Origin of the sequence: Streptomyces sp. B5E4, assembly GCF_039871555.1 — a bacterium.
GTDB lineage: Bacteria > Actinomycetota > Actinomycetes > Streptomycetales > Streptomycetaceae > Streptomyces.
The window spans coordinates 338968-355400 of sequence record NZ_JBDPMI010000001.1 but is presented as its reverse complement, the minus strand read 5'-3'; the positions used below and the strand labels follow the sequence as shown (position 1 = coordinate 355400).

11 protein-coding genes are annotated in these 16433 nt (G+C 73.7%); 5 read left to right on the top strand and 6 right to left on the bottom strand.

Annotated features, from left to right (window positions below; translation table 11 throughout):
* The first annotated feature begins 155 nt into the window (after positions 1-155).
* The 4 genes from ABGA99_RS01420 (at position 156) to ABGA99_RS01405 (ending at position 5146) form a co-directional block, all read left to right on the top strand.
* Positions 156-1793, top strand: a complete 1638-nt coding sequence (locus ABGA99_RS01420; protein WP_347576087.1) for an AMP-binding protein — start codon at positions 156-158, stop codon at positions 1791-1793.
* A gap of 9 nt (positions 1794-1802) precedes the next feature.
* Entirely contained in the window at positions 1803-2639 is an 837-nt protein-coding gene (locus tag ABGA99_RS01415; RefSeq protein WP_347581984.1) for a PaaX family transcriptional regulator C-terminal domain-containing protein, read from the top strand.
* 195 nt (positions 2640-2834) lie between these two features.
* Entirely contained in the window at positions 2835-3662 is an 828-nt protein-coding gene (locus ABGA99_RS01410) for an alpha/beta hydrolase (RefSeq protein ID WP_347576089.1), read from the top strand.
* 32 nt (positions 3663-3694) lie between these two features.
* Positions 3695-5146 (top strand): catalase, encoded by a 1452-nt coding sequence (locus ABGA99_RS01405; RefSeq protein WP_347576090.1) that lies wholly within the window; start codon positions 3695-3697, stop codon positions 5144-5146.
* Between the two features lie 52 nt (positions 5147-5198).
* Here the strand turns inward: ABGA99_RS01405 and ABGA99_RS01400 are convergent, their stop codons facing one another.
* The 4 genes from ABGA99_RS01400 to ABGA99_RS01385 form a co-directional block, all read right to left on the bottom strand.
* Complete coding sequence (locus ABGA99_RS01400) at positions 5199-7517, bottom strand: bifunctional salicylyl-CoA 5-hydroxylase/oxidoreductase (protein WP_347582078.1); 2319 nt, start codon at positions 7515-7517, stop codon at positions 5199-5201.
* Between the two features lie 5 nt (positions 7518-7522).
* Positions 7523-8350 carry an enoyl-CoA hydratase family protein gene (locus tag ABGA99_RS01395; protein ID WP_347576091.1) on the bottom strand — a complete coding sequence of 276 codons (828 nt, stop codon included), beginning with the start codon at positions 8348-8350 and terminating at the stop codon, positions 7523-7525.
* 153 nt (positions 8351-8503) lie between these two features.
* Positions 8504-9502 (bottom strand): ornithine carbamoyltransferase, encoded by a 999-nt coding sequence (argF, locus tag ABGA99_RS01390; RefSeq protein WP_347581983.1) that lies wholly within the window; start codon positions 9500-9502, stop codon positions 8504-8506.
* Between the two features lie 74 nt (positions 9503-9576).
* Positions 9577-10818, bottom strand: coding sequence for an arginine deiminase (locus tag ABGA99_RS01385; protein WP_347576093.1), 1242 nt, complete (start codon positions 10816-10818; stop codon positions 9577-9579).
* Between the two features lie 217 nt (positions 10819-11035).
* Here ABGA99_RS01385 and ABGA99_RS01380 point away from each other — a divergent pair, with 217 nt between their 5' ends.
* The gene (locus tag ABGA99_RS01380; protein WP_347576094.1) at positions 11036-12085 is read left to right on the top strand and encodes an aldo/keto reductase; all 1050 of its coding nucleotides are present in this window, start codon (positions 11036-11038) and stop codon (positions 12083-12085) included.
* Positions 12086-12143: 58 nt separating this feature from the next.
* Here ABGA99_RS01380 and ABGA99_RS01375 read toward each other — a convergent pair whose 3' ends face one another.
* Entirely contained in the window at positions 12144-14822 is a 2679-nt protein-coding gene (locus tag ABGA99_RS01375; RefSeq protein ID WP_347581982.1) for a polynucleotide kinase-phosphatase, read from the bottom strand.
* Positions 14819-16363, bottom strand: a complete 1545-nt coding sequence (locus tag ABGA99_RS01370) for a 3' terminal RNA ribose 2'-O-methyltransferase Hen1 (protein ID WP_347581981.1) — start codon at positions 16361-16363, stop codon at positions 14819-14821. The genes ABGA99_RS01375 and ABGA99_RS01370 overlap by 4 nt, the downstream gene beginning before the upstream one ends.
* Between the last annotated feature and the right edge of the window lie 70 nt (positions 16364-16433).

Here is a 16433-nt window from a genome sequence, read left to right as displayed (position 1 = left end):
CCGGGGCGGGCGCCGGGTGGCGTCCGGTGCGTGGCCGAGGCGCGTCCGGTGCACGTACGGGCCCGGCCGGTCGGTTATCGCGGAGAGTTGACTGTCGTCACACCAACGCTACGCTCCTTGGGGTACCGCAGGGCAGACCTAGGGGGCGTACCGCCATGAAGCTCAAGCCTTCCGCCCATGCCGACACCTTCGCCCGCGACCACCTCCCGCCGCCCGGGCAGTGGCCGGACCTGGTCTTCCCGCTCCCCGGCCTGCGCTACCCCGACCGGCTCAACTGCGGCGCGGAGCTGCTCGACGCCACGGTCGAGCGGTTCGGCGCCGGCCGCCCCGCCCTGCACACCGCCGCCGGCGAGACCTGGACGTACGGCGAACTGCAGCGCCGCACCGACCGGATCGCGCACGTGCTGACCGACGACCTCGGCGTGCTGCCCGGCAACCGGGTGCTGCTGCGCGGGCCCACCACGCCCTGGCTGGTGGCCTGCTGGCTGGCCGTCATGAAGGCGGGCGCGGTCGCCGTCACCGTGCTGGCCGCGCAGCGCGCGCACGAGTTGCGCGGCATCTGCGAGATCGCGCGGATACGGCACGCGCTGTGCGACGCCCGGTCGCTCGACGACCTGGCCCGGGCCGAGGTCGCGGACCTGACGGTGGTCCCGTACGGCGGCGGGGAGCCCGGTGACCTTCTGGGCCTGGCCGATGCCAAACCCGACACGTACGCGCCCGTGGAAACCTCCGGCGACGACGTCGCGCTCATCGCCTTCACCTCCGGCACGACCGGCCGGCCCAAGGGCTGCGTCCACTTCCACCGCGACGTGCTGGCTATCGCCGACACCTTCTCCGCGCACGTGCTGAGGCCCCTCCCCGACGACGTGTTCGCGGGCAGCCCGCCGCTGGGTTTCACCTTCGGCCTCGGCGGCCTCGTGGTCTTCCCGATGCGCGCCGGCGCCTCGGCGCTGCTGCTGGAGCAGGCCGGGCCCGACCGGCTGCTGCCGGCGGTCGCGGAGCACCGGGTCTCGGTGCTGTTCACCGCCCCGACCGCGTACCGGGCGATGCTCGACAAGCTCGGCACGCACGACATCGGCTCGCTGCGCCGCTGCGTGTCCGCGGGCGAGAACCTGCCGGCGGCCACCTGGCGGCAGTGGCGCGAGCGCACCGGGCTGCGGATCATCAACGGCATCGGCGCCACCGAGATGCTGCACATCTTCATCTCCGCCGCCGACGACGACGCCCGGCCGGGGACGACGGGCGTGCCGGTGCCCGGGTACGAGGCGCGGATCGTGGACGCCGACGGGGCCGAGGTGCCGGACGGGGAGCCGGGGCTGCTGGCGGTGCGCGGGCCGACGGGGTGCCGGTATCTGGCCGACGAGCGGCAGCGGGAGTACGTGCGGGGCGGCTGGAACCTCACCGGCGATACGTATGTGCGCGAGCCCGACGGGTACTTCCGGTATGTGGCGCGTGCGGACGACATGATCATCTCGGCCGGGTACAACATCGCAGGACCCGAGGTCGAGGACGCGCTGCTGCGCCACCCCGACGTGCGCGAGGCGGCGGTCGTGGGGCGGCCGGACGCGGAGCGGGGCACGGTGGTCGTGGCGTACGCGGTGCTGCGCGAGGGCGTGGTGCGGGGGCCGGAGACGGAGGCGGCGCTGCGGGAGTTCACGAAGGGCGAGATCACGCCGTACAAGTGCCCGAAGGAGATCCTGTTCACGGACGCGCTGCCGCGGACGCCGACGGGGAAGCTGCAGCGCTACCGGCTGCGGGAGGAGCAGGCCGGATGGGCGGCCCAGAATCGCTAGAGTGATCGAGTGGCAGCCGAACGAACCCCGCGGTCTCTGATCGTCAGCTTCTACGGCGCGTTCGGCCGCGGCGACGGCGCGGACGCCGGGCGCGTGCCCGTGGCGGCGCTGATCCGGCTGCTGGGCGCGGTGGGCGTGGACGCGCCCGCGGTGCGCTCCGCGGTCTCCCGGCTCAAGCGGCGCGGGCTGCTGGTGCCCGTACGGCACGAAGGCGGGGCCGCGTACGCCCTGTCGCCCTCCGCCCGCACCCTCCTCGACGACGGCGACCGCCGCATCTACCGCCGCGAGGCCCCGGCGGGCCCCGGCGACTGGCTGCTGGCGGTCTTCTCCGTACCGGAGTCGGAACGCCGCAAGCGTCACCTGCTGCGCTCCCGGCTGGCCCGGCTGGGCTTCGGCCAGGCGGCCCCGGGCGTGTGGATCGCCCCGTCGCACGTCGCGGAGGAGACCCGCCACACCCTGCGCCGCCTCGAACTCGCCCCCTACGTCGACCTCTTCCGCGGCACCCACGAGGGCTTCACGCCGACGCCGGAGGCGGTGGCGCGGTGGTGGGACCTCCCGGCGACGGCCAAGCTGCACGAGGCGTTCCTGGACGCCCACGAGCCGGTGCTGGCGAGGTGGTCGGCCCGCCCGGCGGCGGAGCAGCCGGCGGGCCCGGACGCGTACCGCGACTACCTGCTGGCCCTCGATGCCTGGCGCCACCTCCCCTACGCCGACCCCGGACTGCCCCCCGAGGTCCTGCCCCCGGACTGGCCGGGAGCCCGGGCGGCGGAGGTCTTCGCGGCCCTGGACGACCGGCTGCGGACCGCCGCGGCGCATTTCGTCGGCGCCGCCCTGCACACACCGTGACCGGCCGGCCGGCCCGATGAGCCGCTGAACCGCCCGTACCCCGCCGTGCCCGAATTGCGGGGGTCCGGTGTGGTCGCGAAGATGAAGGGGGCAGTGCCGCGCTTCTTCGCGGCTGCGCATTCCTCACGTCATGCCCCTCCGAATCGCCGGGCGGCGGTCCGCCCCCGGCTGCTCCCGCGGGAAGGGATTTCCGACATGCCGGTTTGCACGACGCGCGACGGTGTCGACATCTTCTACCAGGACTGGGGCCGGGGCCGCCCCGTGGTGTTCATCCACGGCTGGCCGCTGAACGGCGACGCCTGGCAGGACCAGCTCAAGGCCGTGGCCGACGCCGGCTTCCGCGGCATCGCCCACGACCGCCGGGGGCACGGGCGGTCCACGCCGGTCTTCGACGGCTACGACTTCGACACCTTCGCCGACGACCTGAACGACCTGCTCACCGGACTGGACCTGCGGGACGTCACCCTGGTGGCACATTCCATGGGCGGCGGCGAGCTGGCCCGCTACATCGGCAGGCACGGCACCGGGCGGGTGCGTTCCGCGGTGCTTCTCTCGGCGATCCCGCCGCTGATGCTGCAGGGCCCGGACAATCCCGAGGGCGTGCCGCAGAAGGTCTTCGACGACATCAAGGCCGGGATTCTCCACGAGCGCTCGCAGTTCTGGCAGGACACCGCGGTCGGCTTCTTCTCCGCGAACCGCGAGGGCACCAAGGCGACCCAGGGAAACAAGGACGCCTTCTGGCACATGGCCATGGCCGAGACCATCGAGGGCGGCGTCGCCTGCGTCGACGCCTTCGCGGCCACCGACTTCCACGAGGACCTCCGGAAATTCGACGTGCCGACCCTCGTCGTCCACGGCGACGACGACCAGGTCGTGCCGATCGACGCCACCGGCCGCAAGACCGCCGAGATCGTCCGGGACGCCGAACTCAAGGTCTACGAAGGCGGCAGCCACGGCATCGCGCTCGTGCCGGGCGACAAGGAGAAGTTCACCAAGGACCTGCTGGCATTCCTCCAGAAGTGACGGCTTGCGAACCCCCCACCCGGAGCAGCACGATGAGCGACCCGAGCAGTACCGACAACAGCGGAACCCCCGTCGAAAGCGACCAGTACTCGCTCAGCGTCGGCGCCGACGGCCCGATCCTCCTGCAGGACGGCTATCTGATCGAGAAGATGGCCCAGTTCAACCGCGAGCGCGTCCCCGAGCGGGTGGTGCACGCCAAGGGCTCGGGGGCGTACGGCACCTTCCAGGTCACCGGCGACGTCAGCGAGCTGACCAGGGCCGACGTCTTCCAGCCCGGCCACCGCACCCGGATGCTGGCCCGCTTCTCGACCGTCGCCGGTGAGCAGGGCAGCCCGGACACCTGGCGGGACCCGCGGGGCTTCGCGCTGAAGTTCTACACCCGCGACGGCGTGTACGACATGGTGGGCAACAACACGCCTGTCTTCTTCATGCGCGACCCCAGCAAGTTCCAGGACTTCATCCGCTCGCAGAAGCGCACCATGGACTCGGGCCTGCGCGACAACGACATGCAGTGGGACTACTGGACGCTCTCGCCGGAGTCGGCGCACCAGGTGACGTACCTGATGGGCGACCGCGGCATCCCCAAGAGCTACCGGCACATGAACGGCTACGGCTCCCACACCTATCTGTGGACCAACGCCGCAGGCGAGCGCACCTGGATCAAGTACCACTTCAAGACCGACCAGGGCGTCGCGTACCTCGCCGACGCCGACGCCGCCGCGCTGGCCGGCGAGGACGCCGACTTCCACCGCCGCGACCTGGCCGGGGCGATCGCCCGCGGCGAGGCGCCGTCGTGGACGCTGTACGTGCAGGCGATCCCGTACGACGACGCGCCGGACTACCGCTTCAACATCTTCGACGTGACCAAGACCGTCCCGCACGGCGACTACCCGCTGATCGAGGTCGGCCGGATGACGCTCGACACCAACCCCGAGGACTACTTCGTCCACATCGAGCAGGCCGCCTTCGAACCCAACAACCTGGTGCCCGGCATCGGCCCGTCGCCGGACAAGATGCTCCAGGCCCGGCTGTTCTCCTACGCCGACACCCACCGCTACCGCATCGGCACCAACTACGCGCAACTGCCGCCCAACCAGTCGGAGACCGAGGTCCGTTCGTACGCCAAGGACGGCGCCATGCGCTACCACCCGGCCAACGTCGCCCGCCCCTACGCCCCCAACTCCTACGGCGGCCCGGCCGCCGACGAGGAGCGCTTCAACCATCCGCCGCGCTGGACGGTGGACACCGCGGAGATGATCCGCGCCGCCTACACCCTGCACGCGGACGACGACGACTTCACCCAGCCCGGCACGCTCGTGCGCGACGTCCTGGACGACGCCGGACGCGACCGCCTGGTCGGCAACGTCGTCCGGCACCTGCACAACGGCGTCAGCCAGGCCGTGCTGCAGCGCGCCGTCGCGTACTGGCGCAGCATCGACCTGCGCACCGGCGACAGGATCGCCGCCGGCGTCCGCCAGGTCTGACACCCGCGGCAGGGCCGTCCCGCCCGCCGCGGTCAGCCGGCGCCGGCCCCGGTCAGCGGCCGTCCAGCGTCAGCCTCGGCTTCGGCCCGTCGGTGCGCCCCGTCGGCGGCCTGCGGCTGCCCGCGCGGTACGGCGCCGGCCACGGAGCGCCCGGCCCCGAGTAGCCCTGTTCCGCGGCGGCGTGCAGCGTCCAGTTCGGGTCGTACAGGTGCGGGCGGGCCAGGGCGCACAGGTCGGCGCGGCCGGCCAGGATCAGGGAGTTCACGTCGTCCCACGAGGAGATCGCCCCGACCGCGATCACCGGGATCCCCGTCTCCGCGCGGATGCGGTCGGCGTACGGCGTCTGGTACGAGCGGCCGAACGCCGGCTGCTCGTCGGCCACGACCTGTCCGGTGGAGACGTCGATCGCCGCCGCGCCGTGGGCGGCGAACGCGCGGGCGACCGTGACCGCGTCGGCCGCGGTGGTGCCGCCCTCGGCCCAGTCCGTGGCGGAGATCCGCACGGTCAGGGGGCGGTCGGCCGGCCACACGGCGCGTACCGCGTCGAAGACCTCCAGCGGGTAGCGCAGCCGGGCGCCGAGGTCGCCGCCGTAGGCGTCGGTGCGCTTGTTCGTCAGCGGGGACAGGAAGCCGGAGAGCAGGTACCCGTGGGCGCAGTGCAGCTCCAGCAGGTCGAACCCGGCGCGGGCGGCGCGCCGCGCGGCGGCGGCGAACTCCTCGCGGATCTCGTCCATGCCGGCGCGGTCCAGCGCGCGCGGCGTCTGGTTCAGGCCCGCACGGTACGGCAGCGGGGAGGGGGCTACGACGGGCCAGTTGCCGTCGGCCAGCGGCTCGTCGATGCCCTCCCACATCAGCTTCGTGGAGCCCTTGCGGCCGGCGTGGCCGAGCTGGACGCCGAGCGCGGTGCCGGGCGCGTGGGCGCGTACGAAGTCGGTGACGCGGCGCCAGCCGGCCTCCTGCTCGTCCGACCACAGGCCGGTGCAGCCGGGGGTGATGCGGCCCCGGGGGCTGACGCAGACCATCTCGGTCATCACCAGTCCGGCGCCGCCCAGCGCGCGGGCGCCGAGGTGGACGAGGTGGAAGTCGCCGGGCAGGCCGTCCTCGGCGACGTACATGTCCATCGGCGAGCACACCACGCGGTTGCGCAGCGTCAGACCGCCGAGGGTGTACGGCGTGAACATCGGCGGCGTGCCCTGCGGCACCCCCGCCTCGCGCTCGACGGAGGCGACGAAGCCGGGGTCGCGCAGCCGCAGGTTGTCGTGGGTGATGCGGCGGCTACGGGTCAGCAGGTCGAACGCGAACTGCCGGGGCGGGCGGCCGAGATGGCGGGCCAGGTCCTCGAACCACTCGCGGCTGGCGTGCGCGGCACGCTGGGTGGAGGCGACGACGGGCTTGCGTTCGGTCTCGTACGCCGCGAGCGCCGAGGGCACGTCCGGCTGCTCCTCGATGCACGCGGCGAGCGCGAGGGCGTCCTCGACGGCGAGTTTGGTGCCGGAGCCGACGGAGAAGTGGGCGGTGTGGGCGGCGTCGCCGAGGAGGACGACGGCACCGCCTCCGCTCGACGGCTCGTGCCACCAGCGGTCGTTGACCACGGTGCGGAACGCCGTCCACTGCGAGCGGTTGCCCGTCAGCGGCCGGCCGCCGAGCGCGTCGGCGAAGTACGCGGCGCACCGCTTGGCCGTCTCCTCCTCGCCGCACACGTCGAGCCCGGCGCGCCGCCAGACCTCCTCGCGCATCTCGACGATGACGGTGGAGGCCCCTCCCGAGGACGCGGACGACGCGGCCGACACGGCGTACGGGTAGCCGTGCAACTGCATGACGCCCGCGTCGGTCTCGACGATCTCGAAGCGGAAGGCGTCGAAGGCGAACGGGGCGGACAGCCACACGTAGCGGCAGCGGTGTTCGGCTGTCCGGGGGCGGAAGACGCCGGCGTGCGCCTCGCGGGTGGCGCTGTTCACGCCGTCGGCGCCGACGACGAGGTCGTGGGTGCGGGCGAGTTCGGCGGCGGGCGGCGCCTCGGTACGAAAGCGCAGGTCGACGCCGAGGTCGCGGCAGCGCTGCTGGAGTACCGCGAGCAGCCGGCGGCGGCCGAGCGCGGCGAAGCCGTGCCCGCCGGAGCGCTGCACGGTGCCGCGGTGGACGATGTCGATGTCGTCCCAGCGCACGAACTCCCGCTGCAGCGCCGCGTAGACGACGGGGTCGGCGTGCTCGATGCCGCCGAGGGTCTCGTCGGAGAGCACGACGCCGAAGCCGTACGTGCTGTCCGGGGCGTTGCGCTCGTAGACGGTGACCGCGCGGGCGGGGTCGAGCCGCTTGAGGAGCGCCGCGGCGTACAGCCCGCCGGGCCCGCCGCCGATGACCGCGGTCCGCACGGCGCTCAGCGCCCCTGCCACGCCGGGGACCGCTTGGCGGTGAACGCGGCGTGGAACTCGGCGTAGTCGGCGCTGTTCATCAGCAGCGCCTGGGTGGCGGCGTCCATCTCGACGGCGGCGGCCAGCGGCATGTCCAGCTCGGCGGTGAGCAGCGCCTTGGTCTGCGCGTACGCGAGCGCGGGCCCGTCGGCGAGCCGGCGGGCCAGCGCCGCGGCGGCCTCGTCGGCGCGGCCTTCGTCGGCGAGTTCGCTGAGGAGGCCGATGCGTTCGGCCTCGGGGGCGCGGACGGCGTCGCCGAGCATCAGCAGCCGGGTGGCGTGGCCGAGGCCGACGACGCGGGGCAGCAGGTAGGCGGCGCCCATGTCGCCGCCGGAGAGGCCGACGCGGGTGAAGAGGAACGCGAAGCGCGCGGAGTGGTCGGCGACGCGGAAGTCGGCGGCGAGCGCGAGGACGGCGCCGGCGCCGGCGGCGACCCCGTGCACGGCCGCGACCACCGGGAACGGGGCGTCGCGCAGGGCGCGTACGACCTGTCCTGTCATGCGGTTGAAGTCCAGCAGCCGGCCGGTGTCCATGGCCAGGGTGGCGCCGATGATCTCGTCGACGTCGCCGCCGGAGCAGAAGCCCCGGCCGGCGCCAGCGAGGACGAGCGCGCGGGTGCCGCCGGTGCGGGCCAGCTCGGCGATCAGGTCGCGGAGGTCGGCGTAGGCCTCGAAGGTCAGCGCGTTGAGCTTCTCGGGGCGGTCGAGCGTGACGGTGACGACGCCGTCGTCTTCGGTGACCCGCAGGTGCTCCCACTGCTCGGTGCGGCCGGCGGATCCGGTGAACGGGCTCATCGTGCGCGGCCCCTGTCTGCAGACGGTGGCGGGCGGTGGCGGTAAGCCGAAGTTATCACCCGTACGTGACTGTCGTCACGACCGCGCGATAAGGCGGCCGGCACACGGGTCCCGCGCAACGGCCCCGGGAGCGGGCGGAAGGACGGCGGGGCGTCAGCCGAGGGTGGCGACCATGAGCGCCTTGATGGTGTGCATCCGGTTCTCCGCCTCGTCGAAGACGACGGAGTGCGCCGACTCGAAGACCTCGTCGGTGACCTCCAGCGACGTGAGCCCGTGGCGCGCGTGGATCTCCCGGCCGACGGCCGTGCCGAGGTCGTGGAAGGAGGGCAGGCAGTGCAGGAACTTCACGTCCGGGTTGCCGGTGGCGCGCAGCACGTCCGCCGTCACCGCGTACGGGCGCAGCGCCGCGATCCGCTCGTCCCACACCTCCTGGGGCTCCCCCATCGAGACCCACACGTCGGTGGCGACGAAGTCGGCGCCGGCCACGCCCTCGGCGACATCGGCGGTGAGCGTGATCCGCGCACCGGAGACGGCGGCGAGCCGGCGGGCCTCGGTGACGACGCCGTCGGCGGGCCAGTACGCCTCGGGCGCGACGATGCGCACGTCCATGCCGAGCAGGGCGGCGGTGACGAGGTAGGAGTTGCCCATGTTGAAGCGGGCGTCGCCGAGGTAGGCGTACGCGATCTCCCCGACCGGCCCGGGGCGGTGCTCGGTCATCGTGAGCACGTCGGCGAGCATCTGCGTGGGGTGCCACTCGTCGGTCAGGCCGTTGTAGACGGGCACGCCCGCGTACGCGGCCAGTTCCTCGACGGCCGTCTGGGCGGCGCCGCGGTACTGGATGGCGTCGTACATCCGCCCCAGCACGCGCGCGGTGTCCTTCACCGACTCCTTGTGCCCGAGCTGCGAGCCGGCCGGGTCCATGTACGTGGTCGACGCGCCCTGGTCGGCCGCCGCGACCTCGAACGCGGCACGGGTGCGCGTCGAGGTCTTCTCGAAGACCAGCGCGACGTTCTTCCCGGCCAGCCGGCGGCCCTCGGTGCCCGCCCGCTTCGCCGCCTTCAGCTCGGCGGCCAGCGCGAGGAGATGGCGCAGTTCCTCGGCGGTGCAGTCCAGCTCCTTGACGAAGCTCCGGCCGGTGAGGTCTATCGCCATGGTTCCGCGCTCCTGAGATTCTATGCGTACGAACGCATCACTATACAGACCGCCCCGTGGCCGCCGCCCCGGGCCTAGACCGGGCCGCGCTCGACGGGGCAGCTCATGCACCGCGGCCCGCCCCGGCCCCGGCCCAGCTCGCTGCCGCGGATCTCGATCACCTCGATGCCCTGCTTGCGCAGGAACGTGTTCGTCGTCGAGTTCCGCTCGTACGCCACCACCACACCCGGCTCCACCGCCAGCACGTTGCAGCCGTCGTCCCACTGCTCCCGCTCCGCGGCGTGCACGTCCTGCGTCGCCGTCAGCACCCGGATCCCGTCCAGGCCCAGCGCGGCGGCGATGGCGTTGTGCATGTGCTCCGGCGGATGGTCGGTGACCTTCAGGTCGTCGCTGCCCGAGCCGGGCTCGATGGTGTACGAGCGCAGCATGCCCAGACCCGCGTACTGCGTGAACGTGTCGCCGTCGATCATCGTCATCACCGTGTCGAGGTGCATGAACGCCCGCGCCTTCGGCATGTCCAGCGCGACGATCGTCCGCGCGGAACCCGCCGCGAACAGCCCGCGCGCCAGCAGCTCCACGGCCTGCGGCGTAGTGCGCTCGCTCATCCCGATGAGCACGGCGCCGTTGCCGATGACCAGGACGTCGCCGCCCTCGATGGTCGACGGGTAGTCCTCCTGCCCCCCGGACCAGACGTGGAACGCGCCCGACTGCGGTCCCGCGAACAGCGGGTGGTGCTTGTAGATCGCCTCGAAGTGGACCGTCTCGCGCTGGCGCGCCGGCCAGCGCATCGCGTTGATCGACACCCCGTCGTAGACCCAGCAGGAGGTGTCCCGGGTGAACAGGTGGTTCGGCAGCGGGCCGAGGAGGAAGTCGTCCGGGTCCATCACGTGGAAGCGCACCGACGCGGGCTCGGCGAACCCCGCCAGATACTCCCGCTTCGTCATCCCGCCGACCAGCGCCTCCACGAGCGCCGCGGAGTCCATGGACTCGAAGGTGGAGCGGAGCTTCTCGGTGGCGAGCGGACCGTACTCCTTCTCGTCGAAGACCCGGTCGAGGATCAGCGCCCGCGCCTCGGGGAGGCCGAGGGTCTCGGCGAGCAGGTCGCCGAAGAGGTGCACCTGCACGCCGCGGTCGCGCAGCACGTCGGCGAAGCCGTCGTGCTCCTCGCGGGCCCGGCGGACCCAGAGCACGTCGTCGAAGAGGAGGGCGTCCTTGTTGCGGGGCGTGAGCCGCTTCAGCTCCATGTCCGGCCGGTGCAATATCACGCGGCGCAGGCGGCCTGCCTCGGAGTCGACGCGGAATGAGGGCGCTGGCATGAGATCAGACTGCCACGCGGGGCGACGCGGGGCAGCGATTCGGGATCAGGTGACGGGGGGCAGAGGTTCGTCGACGGCGTCACCGCGCAGCACCGGCACCGGCGGTCGCGCCCGGGTGGCGCCCGCGGTTGCGGATTGCTGTTGCGTTCGAGCGCACTCCAGCTCGTAGGGTCCGCACCGTTGTGAGGACGAGCACCGACGAGGCGAGGAGAGCCGCATGCGCCACCGCGTTCTGGGCGGAACCGGCATGGAGGTCAGCCCGTACTGCCTGGGCACGATGATGTTCGGCTCCGTCGGAAACGGCGATCACGACGACTGCGTGCGCATCACGCATGCCGCACTGGACGCGGGCATCAACTTCGTCGACACGGCCGACATGTACTCGGCCGGGGAGTCGGAGACGATCGTCGGCAAGGCGCTGAAGGGCCGGCGCGACGACGTGGTGCTCGCGACCAAGGTCTACTTCCCGATGGGGGACGGCCCCAACAGGGGCGGCGGTTCGCGGCGCTGGATCGTCCGCGAGGTGGAGGAGAGCCTGCGGCGGCTGCGGACGGACTGGATCGACCTGTACCAGGTCCACCGCCGGGACCACACCACCGACGTCGAGGAGACGCTCTCCGCCCTGACCGACCTCGTCCGGCAGGGCAAGATCAGGGCGTTCGGCTGCTCGACGTTCCCCGCCGACGAGGTCGTCGAGGCCCACCACGTCGCCGAGCGCCGGGGGCTCATGCGGTTCCGCACCGAGCAGCCGCCCTACTCCCTGCTCGCCCGGGGCGTGGAGCGGCACCTGCTGCCGGTGGTGCAGCGCCTGGGGATGGGGGCGCTGACCTGGAGCCCGCTGGCCTCCGGCTTCCTGACCGGGCGTTACCGCAAGGGGCAGGCCCTCGATCTGAGCACCGGCCGTCCCACCCTGAACCCGAACCGCTTCGACCCGTCCTCGCCGCTGACCGCGGCGAAGCTGGAGGTCGTCGAGAAGCTCGTCGACGTGGCCGCGGAGGTGGGCTGCTCGCTGCCGGAGCTCGCGGTCGCCTTCCCGCTCGCCCACCCCGCCGTGACGTCGGTGATCATCGGCCCGCGCACCATGGAGCAGCTCCAGCACACGCTGGCCGGTGCCTCCGTGGCGCTGGACGACGCCGTGCTCGACCGGATCGACGAGATCGTCCCGCCCGGCACCGACGTCTACCCCCCGGACGGGGCCTGGACCCCGCCGTCGCTCACCGAGCCGGCCCGGCGACGCCGTACGGCGGACGCCAGGTCCGCCGCCTGAGGCGCCGGACGCACGGCCCCGCGCGGTCCGATGCCCGGGGACGCGGGGCCGCCCCGGCTCACAGCCGCGGGTCCACCGGCTCCGACTCCAGCGCCAGCACCGCGAACACCGCCTCGTGCACCCGCCACAGCGGCTCCCCCGCCGCCAGCCGGTCGAGCGCCTCAAGGCCGAGCGCGTACTCGCGCAGCGCCAGGGAGCGCTTGTGGCCCAGGTAGCGGCTGCGCAGCCGGGTCAGGTTCTCCTGCCGGGCGTACTCCGGGCCGTAGATGATGCGCAGGTACTCCCGGCCGCGGCACTTGACGCCCGGCTGAACGAGCCGGCCCTCCCCGCTCCGTACGAGCGCCTGCAGCGGCTTGACGACCACGCCCTCGCCGCCGGCCGCCGTCAGCTCCTGCCACCAGCGCACGCCCGCGGCCACCGAGGCGTCGTCGCCGGTGTCGACGTACAGCCGCCCGGTGCGCTGCAGCAGGCCGCTGTCGTCGTGCTCCACCAGCCGGTCGAGCAGGGCGAGCTGGGCGTCGTGCGGCTCGGTGGCCAGGTTCCGGCCCTCGGCGGCGAGGAGCTGGAACGGGGCCAGCCGCACGCCGTCGAGGCCGTCGACCGGCCAGCAGTAGCGCCGGTACGCGGCCGAGAACGCCTCGGCGTCGACGGCCCGCTCGCGCTGGCGGTCGAGGAGGGCCGAGAGGGCGGTGGCGGGGTCGGGGTCGGGGCCGGGGTCCGCGGCGGTGGCGGGGCCCGTGTCCGCGGCCGGGAGTGCCGCCGGGGCCGGCGGCGCGGTGGCCGCCAGGCGCGTCCGCGCCGCCTCCAGCGCCGCCAGCGCACCCGGGAACACCGCCCGCGACGCCGCGCCCACCGCGGCGTACTGCTGCCGCAGCAGCCCGCCCGCCTTCAGCGACCACGGCAGCAGCTCGGCGTCGAGCAGCAGCCAGTCCGTCCCCAGCTCCTCCCACAGCCCGGCCGCCGTCACCGCGTCGCGGACGCGGGCGAGCACCTGCTCGGTGGTCTCCGCGTCGGAGAAGAACGGGCGGCCCGTGCGCGTGTGCAGCGCGCCGGTCACGCCGGCGCCCGGCGGCAGGCCGAAGCGCTTCTCCGCGACGCCCCCGTCCCGGCACACCAGCGCCACGGCGCGCGAGCCCATGTGCTTCTCCTCGCACACCACCCGCGCCACGCCGTCCGCGCGGTACGCCGCGAACGCCTCCGCCGGGTGCTCCAGGTGCCCCTCCTCGGCGGAGGTGGCGGTGGGCGCCATCGTCGGCGGCAGGTAGAGCAGCAGCCGCGGATCGACCGCGAAGCGGCTCATGACTTCGAGCGCCGCCGCCGCGTTCTCCTCCCGTACGGCGACGCGGCCGTGCTGTCCGGTCTCCACGACGCGGCGGCCGTGCACGTCGGCGAGGTCCAGCGGGCGGTCGCCGCCCGCAGCCCCCTGTGCGGTGCCGGCTCCGGCGGCCAGCGGCTTGACCGGCTCATACCAGACGCGCTCGGCCGGGACGCCGACGAGCTCGCGCTCCGGCCAGCGCAGCGCGGTCAGCCTGCCGCCGAAGACGCAACCGGTGTCGAGGCAGAGGGTGTTGTTGAGCCACGACGCCTCCGGCGTCGGGGTGTGGCCGTAGACGACGGCGGCGCGGCCGCGGTACTCCTCGGCCCACGGGTAGCGCACCGGCAGCCCGTACTCGTCGGTCTCGCCCGTGGTGTCCCCGTACAGCGCGAAGGAGCGCACCCGGCCCGAGGTGCGGCCGTGGTACTTCTCCGGCAGGCCGGCGTGGCTGACGACGAGCCGGCCGCCGTCGAGGACGTAGTGGCTGACGAGCCCGTCGACGAACGTCCGCACCCGCTCGCGGAACCCGGGCTCCGCCGCCTCCGCGCGCTCCAGCTGCTCGACGGTCTCGGCGAGGCCGTGCGTCACCTTGACGTTCCGGCCGTGCAGCAGACGGCCCAGCTTGTTCTCGTGGTTGCCGGGCACGCACAGCGCGCTGCCCGCGGCTACCATGCCCATGACGCGGCGCAGCACACCGGGGCTGTCCGGGCCACGGTCGACGAGGTCACCGACGAAGACCGCCGTACGGCCCGCGGGGTGCACCCCGTCCTCGTACCCGAGGCTCGTCAGCAGCGTCTCCAGCTCGCTCGCGCAGCCGTGGACGTCGCCGATGAGGTCGAACGGGCCGGTGAGGTGGGCCAGATCGTTGTAGCGGCGCTCCCGCACGACCTGGGCGGCGTCCACGTCGTCCGTGCCACGCAGGTGGTGCACGGTGCGGAAGCCCTCGCGCTGCAACCCGCGCAGGCCGCGGCGCAGCTCGCGGCGCTGCCGCGGGATGACGTGGGCGCCCATGGCGGCGCGGTCCGGACGGGCGGCGTTGCGCTCGCGGCAGACGCTCTCGGGGACGTCGAGGACGATCGCGACGGGCAGCACGTCGTGCTCACGGGCGAGCCGGACGAGCTGGCGGCGGGCCTCGGGCTGGACGCTGGTGGCGTCGACGACGGTGAGCCGGCCGGCGGCGAGACGCTTGCCGGCGACGTAGTGCAGGACGTCGAAGGCGTCGCCGGAGGCGGACTGGTCGTTCTCGTCGTCGGCGACGAGGCCGCGGCAGAAGTCGGAGGAGAGGACCTCGGTGGGCTTGAAGTGCCGGCGGGCGAACGTGGACTTGCCGGAGCCGGTGGTGCCGATGAGGACGACGAGGGAGAGGTCGGGGACGCCGAGGCGGCGGGGGGCGGTGCCGGGTGCCGGGGTGGTGTCGCTCATGACGCCTCCTTCGGGGTGTCGGTGCGGTTGCTCGTGTCGGTGCTAGTACTTGTGCTTGCGCCTGTGGCGGTGCCCGTGCCTGTGGCGGTGCGGGTGTCGGTCCTGGTGAAGACCGCGAGCTGGGTCGGGGGGCCGACCTCCGGGTCGTCCGGGCCCACGCCCTCGTACCCCACCGCGTAGCCGAACCGCGCCGCGACCGGTCCGGCCCAGGCGCGGAACTCCGCCCGGGTCCACTCGAAGCGGTGGTCCGCGTGCCGGACATGGCCGGCGGGCAGGGACTCCCAGCGCACGTTGTACTCCGAGTTGGGCGTCGTCACGACCACGGTCGCGGGCCGTGCGGAGCCGAAGACGGCGTACTCCAGGGCGGGCAGCCGCGGCGGGTCGACGTGCTCGACGACCTCGCTGAGCACGGCGGCGTCGTAGCCCGCGAGCCGGCGGTCCGTGTACGTGAGCGCGCTCTGCAGCAGCGACACGCGCGCGGCCTGCCGCTCGCCCATGCGCTCCAGCCGCAGCCGGCGGGCGGCGGCCGCGAGGGCGCGTGCGGACACGTCGACGCCGACGATCTCGGTGAACTGCGGGTCGTTCAGCAGCTCCTTGACCAACTGGCCCTGCCCGCAGCCGAGGTCGAGCACCCGGGCCGCGCCGGCGGCGCGCAGCGCCTCGGCGATGGCGGCGCGGCGCTGCACCGCGAGCGGCACCGGCTTCTCCTCGGTGTCGGTCGCCTCGTCGACGGCGTTGTCCAGCTCCTCCGGCTCGGCGTCGTCGGACTCGGCGAGGCGGGCCAGCTCCAGCCGCTCCAGCGCCTCGCGGGCCAGCGACCAGCGGCGGGAGAGATAGCGGCCGGTGATGAGCCGCTGCTCGGGGTGGTCCTCCAGCCAGCCCTCGCCGGCGCGCAGCAGCTTGTCGACCTCGTCGGGGGCGACGCCGTAGTGCTTGGCGTCGTCGAGCACCGGCAGCAGCACGTACAGGTGGCGCAGCGCGTCGGCGAGCCGCACCTCGCCGTCGAGGACGAGGGACACGTACCGCGAGTCGCCCCACGCGGGGAACTCGGGGTCCAGCGGCACGACGTCGGCGGTGACCTGCCAGCCCATCGGCGCGAAGAGGCGGGCGACGAGCTCGGGGCCGCCGCGGGCGGGGACGGCGGGGACTTCGATGCGCAGCGGAAGGGGCCGGGCGGCGCGCTCGGGGTGGGTGCGGCTGGCGCCGGTCATGGCGGTCCGGAAGACGCGGCTGAGCGCGACGGCGAGGAGGGAGGACGCGGCGTAGGGCCGGTCGTTGACGTACTGCGCGAGGGCGGAGTCGGGGCTCTTGCCCTTGCCGCCCTTGCCCTTGCCCTTCGCGGCGCGCACGAGGCCGACGGGGTCCACTTCGAGGAGCAGCGCGGCGGTGCAGCGGGCGGGGGTCGCCTCGGGATAGAAGACGTGGGCCGTGCCGCGGGAGGTGGCGAACTCCTGCGCCTTGCCGGGGTGCTTGTGCAGGAGGAAGCCGAGGTCGGTGGCGGGCGCGGCGTCGGTGCCGGTCGCGGTGATGGTCAGGAACACGTGGGCGAGTATGTCGCGCGGGGCGGGGCGCGGGCCATCGGGTTTTGGCGGGGGCGCGAGAGCGGTGCTC

Excerpts from the sequence above, each read along its gene's own strand:
- ABGA99_RS01410 (WP_347576089.1), top strand. The coding sequence starts at position 2,835 with ATGCCGGTTTGCACGACGCGCGACGGTGTCGACATCTTCTACCAGGAC.
- argF (WP_347581983.1), bottom strand. The coding sequence starts at position 9,502 with ATGGCGATAGACCTCACCGGCCGGAGCTTCGTCAAGGAGCTGGACTGC.
- ABGA99_RS01420 (WP_347576087.1), top strand. The coding sequence starts at position 156 with ATGAAGCTCAAGCCTTCCGCCCATGCCGACACCTTCGCCCGCGACCAC.
- ABGA99_RS01375 (WP_347581982.1), bottom strand. The coding sequence starts at position 14,822 with ATGAGCGACACCACCCCGGCACCCGGCACCGCCCCCCGCCGCCTCGGC.
- ABGA99_RS01380 (WP_347576094.1), top strand. The coding sequence starts at position 11,036 with ATGCGCCACCGCGTTCTGGGCGGAACCGGCATGGAGGTCAGCCCGTAC.
- ABGA99_RS01395 (WP_347576091.1), bottom strand. The coding sequence starts at position 8,350 with ATGAGCCCGTTCACCGGATCCGCCGGCCGCACCGAGCAGTGGGAGCAC.
- ABGA99_RS01405 (WP_347576090.1), top strand. The coding sequence starts at position 3,695 with ATGAGCGACCCGAGCAGTACCGACAACAGCGGAACCCCCGTCGAAAGC.
- ABGA99_RS01385 (WP_347576093.1), bottom strand. The coding sequence starts at position 10,818 with ATGCCAGCGCCCTCATTCCGCGTCGACTCCGAGGCAGGCCGCCTGCGC.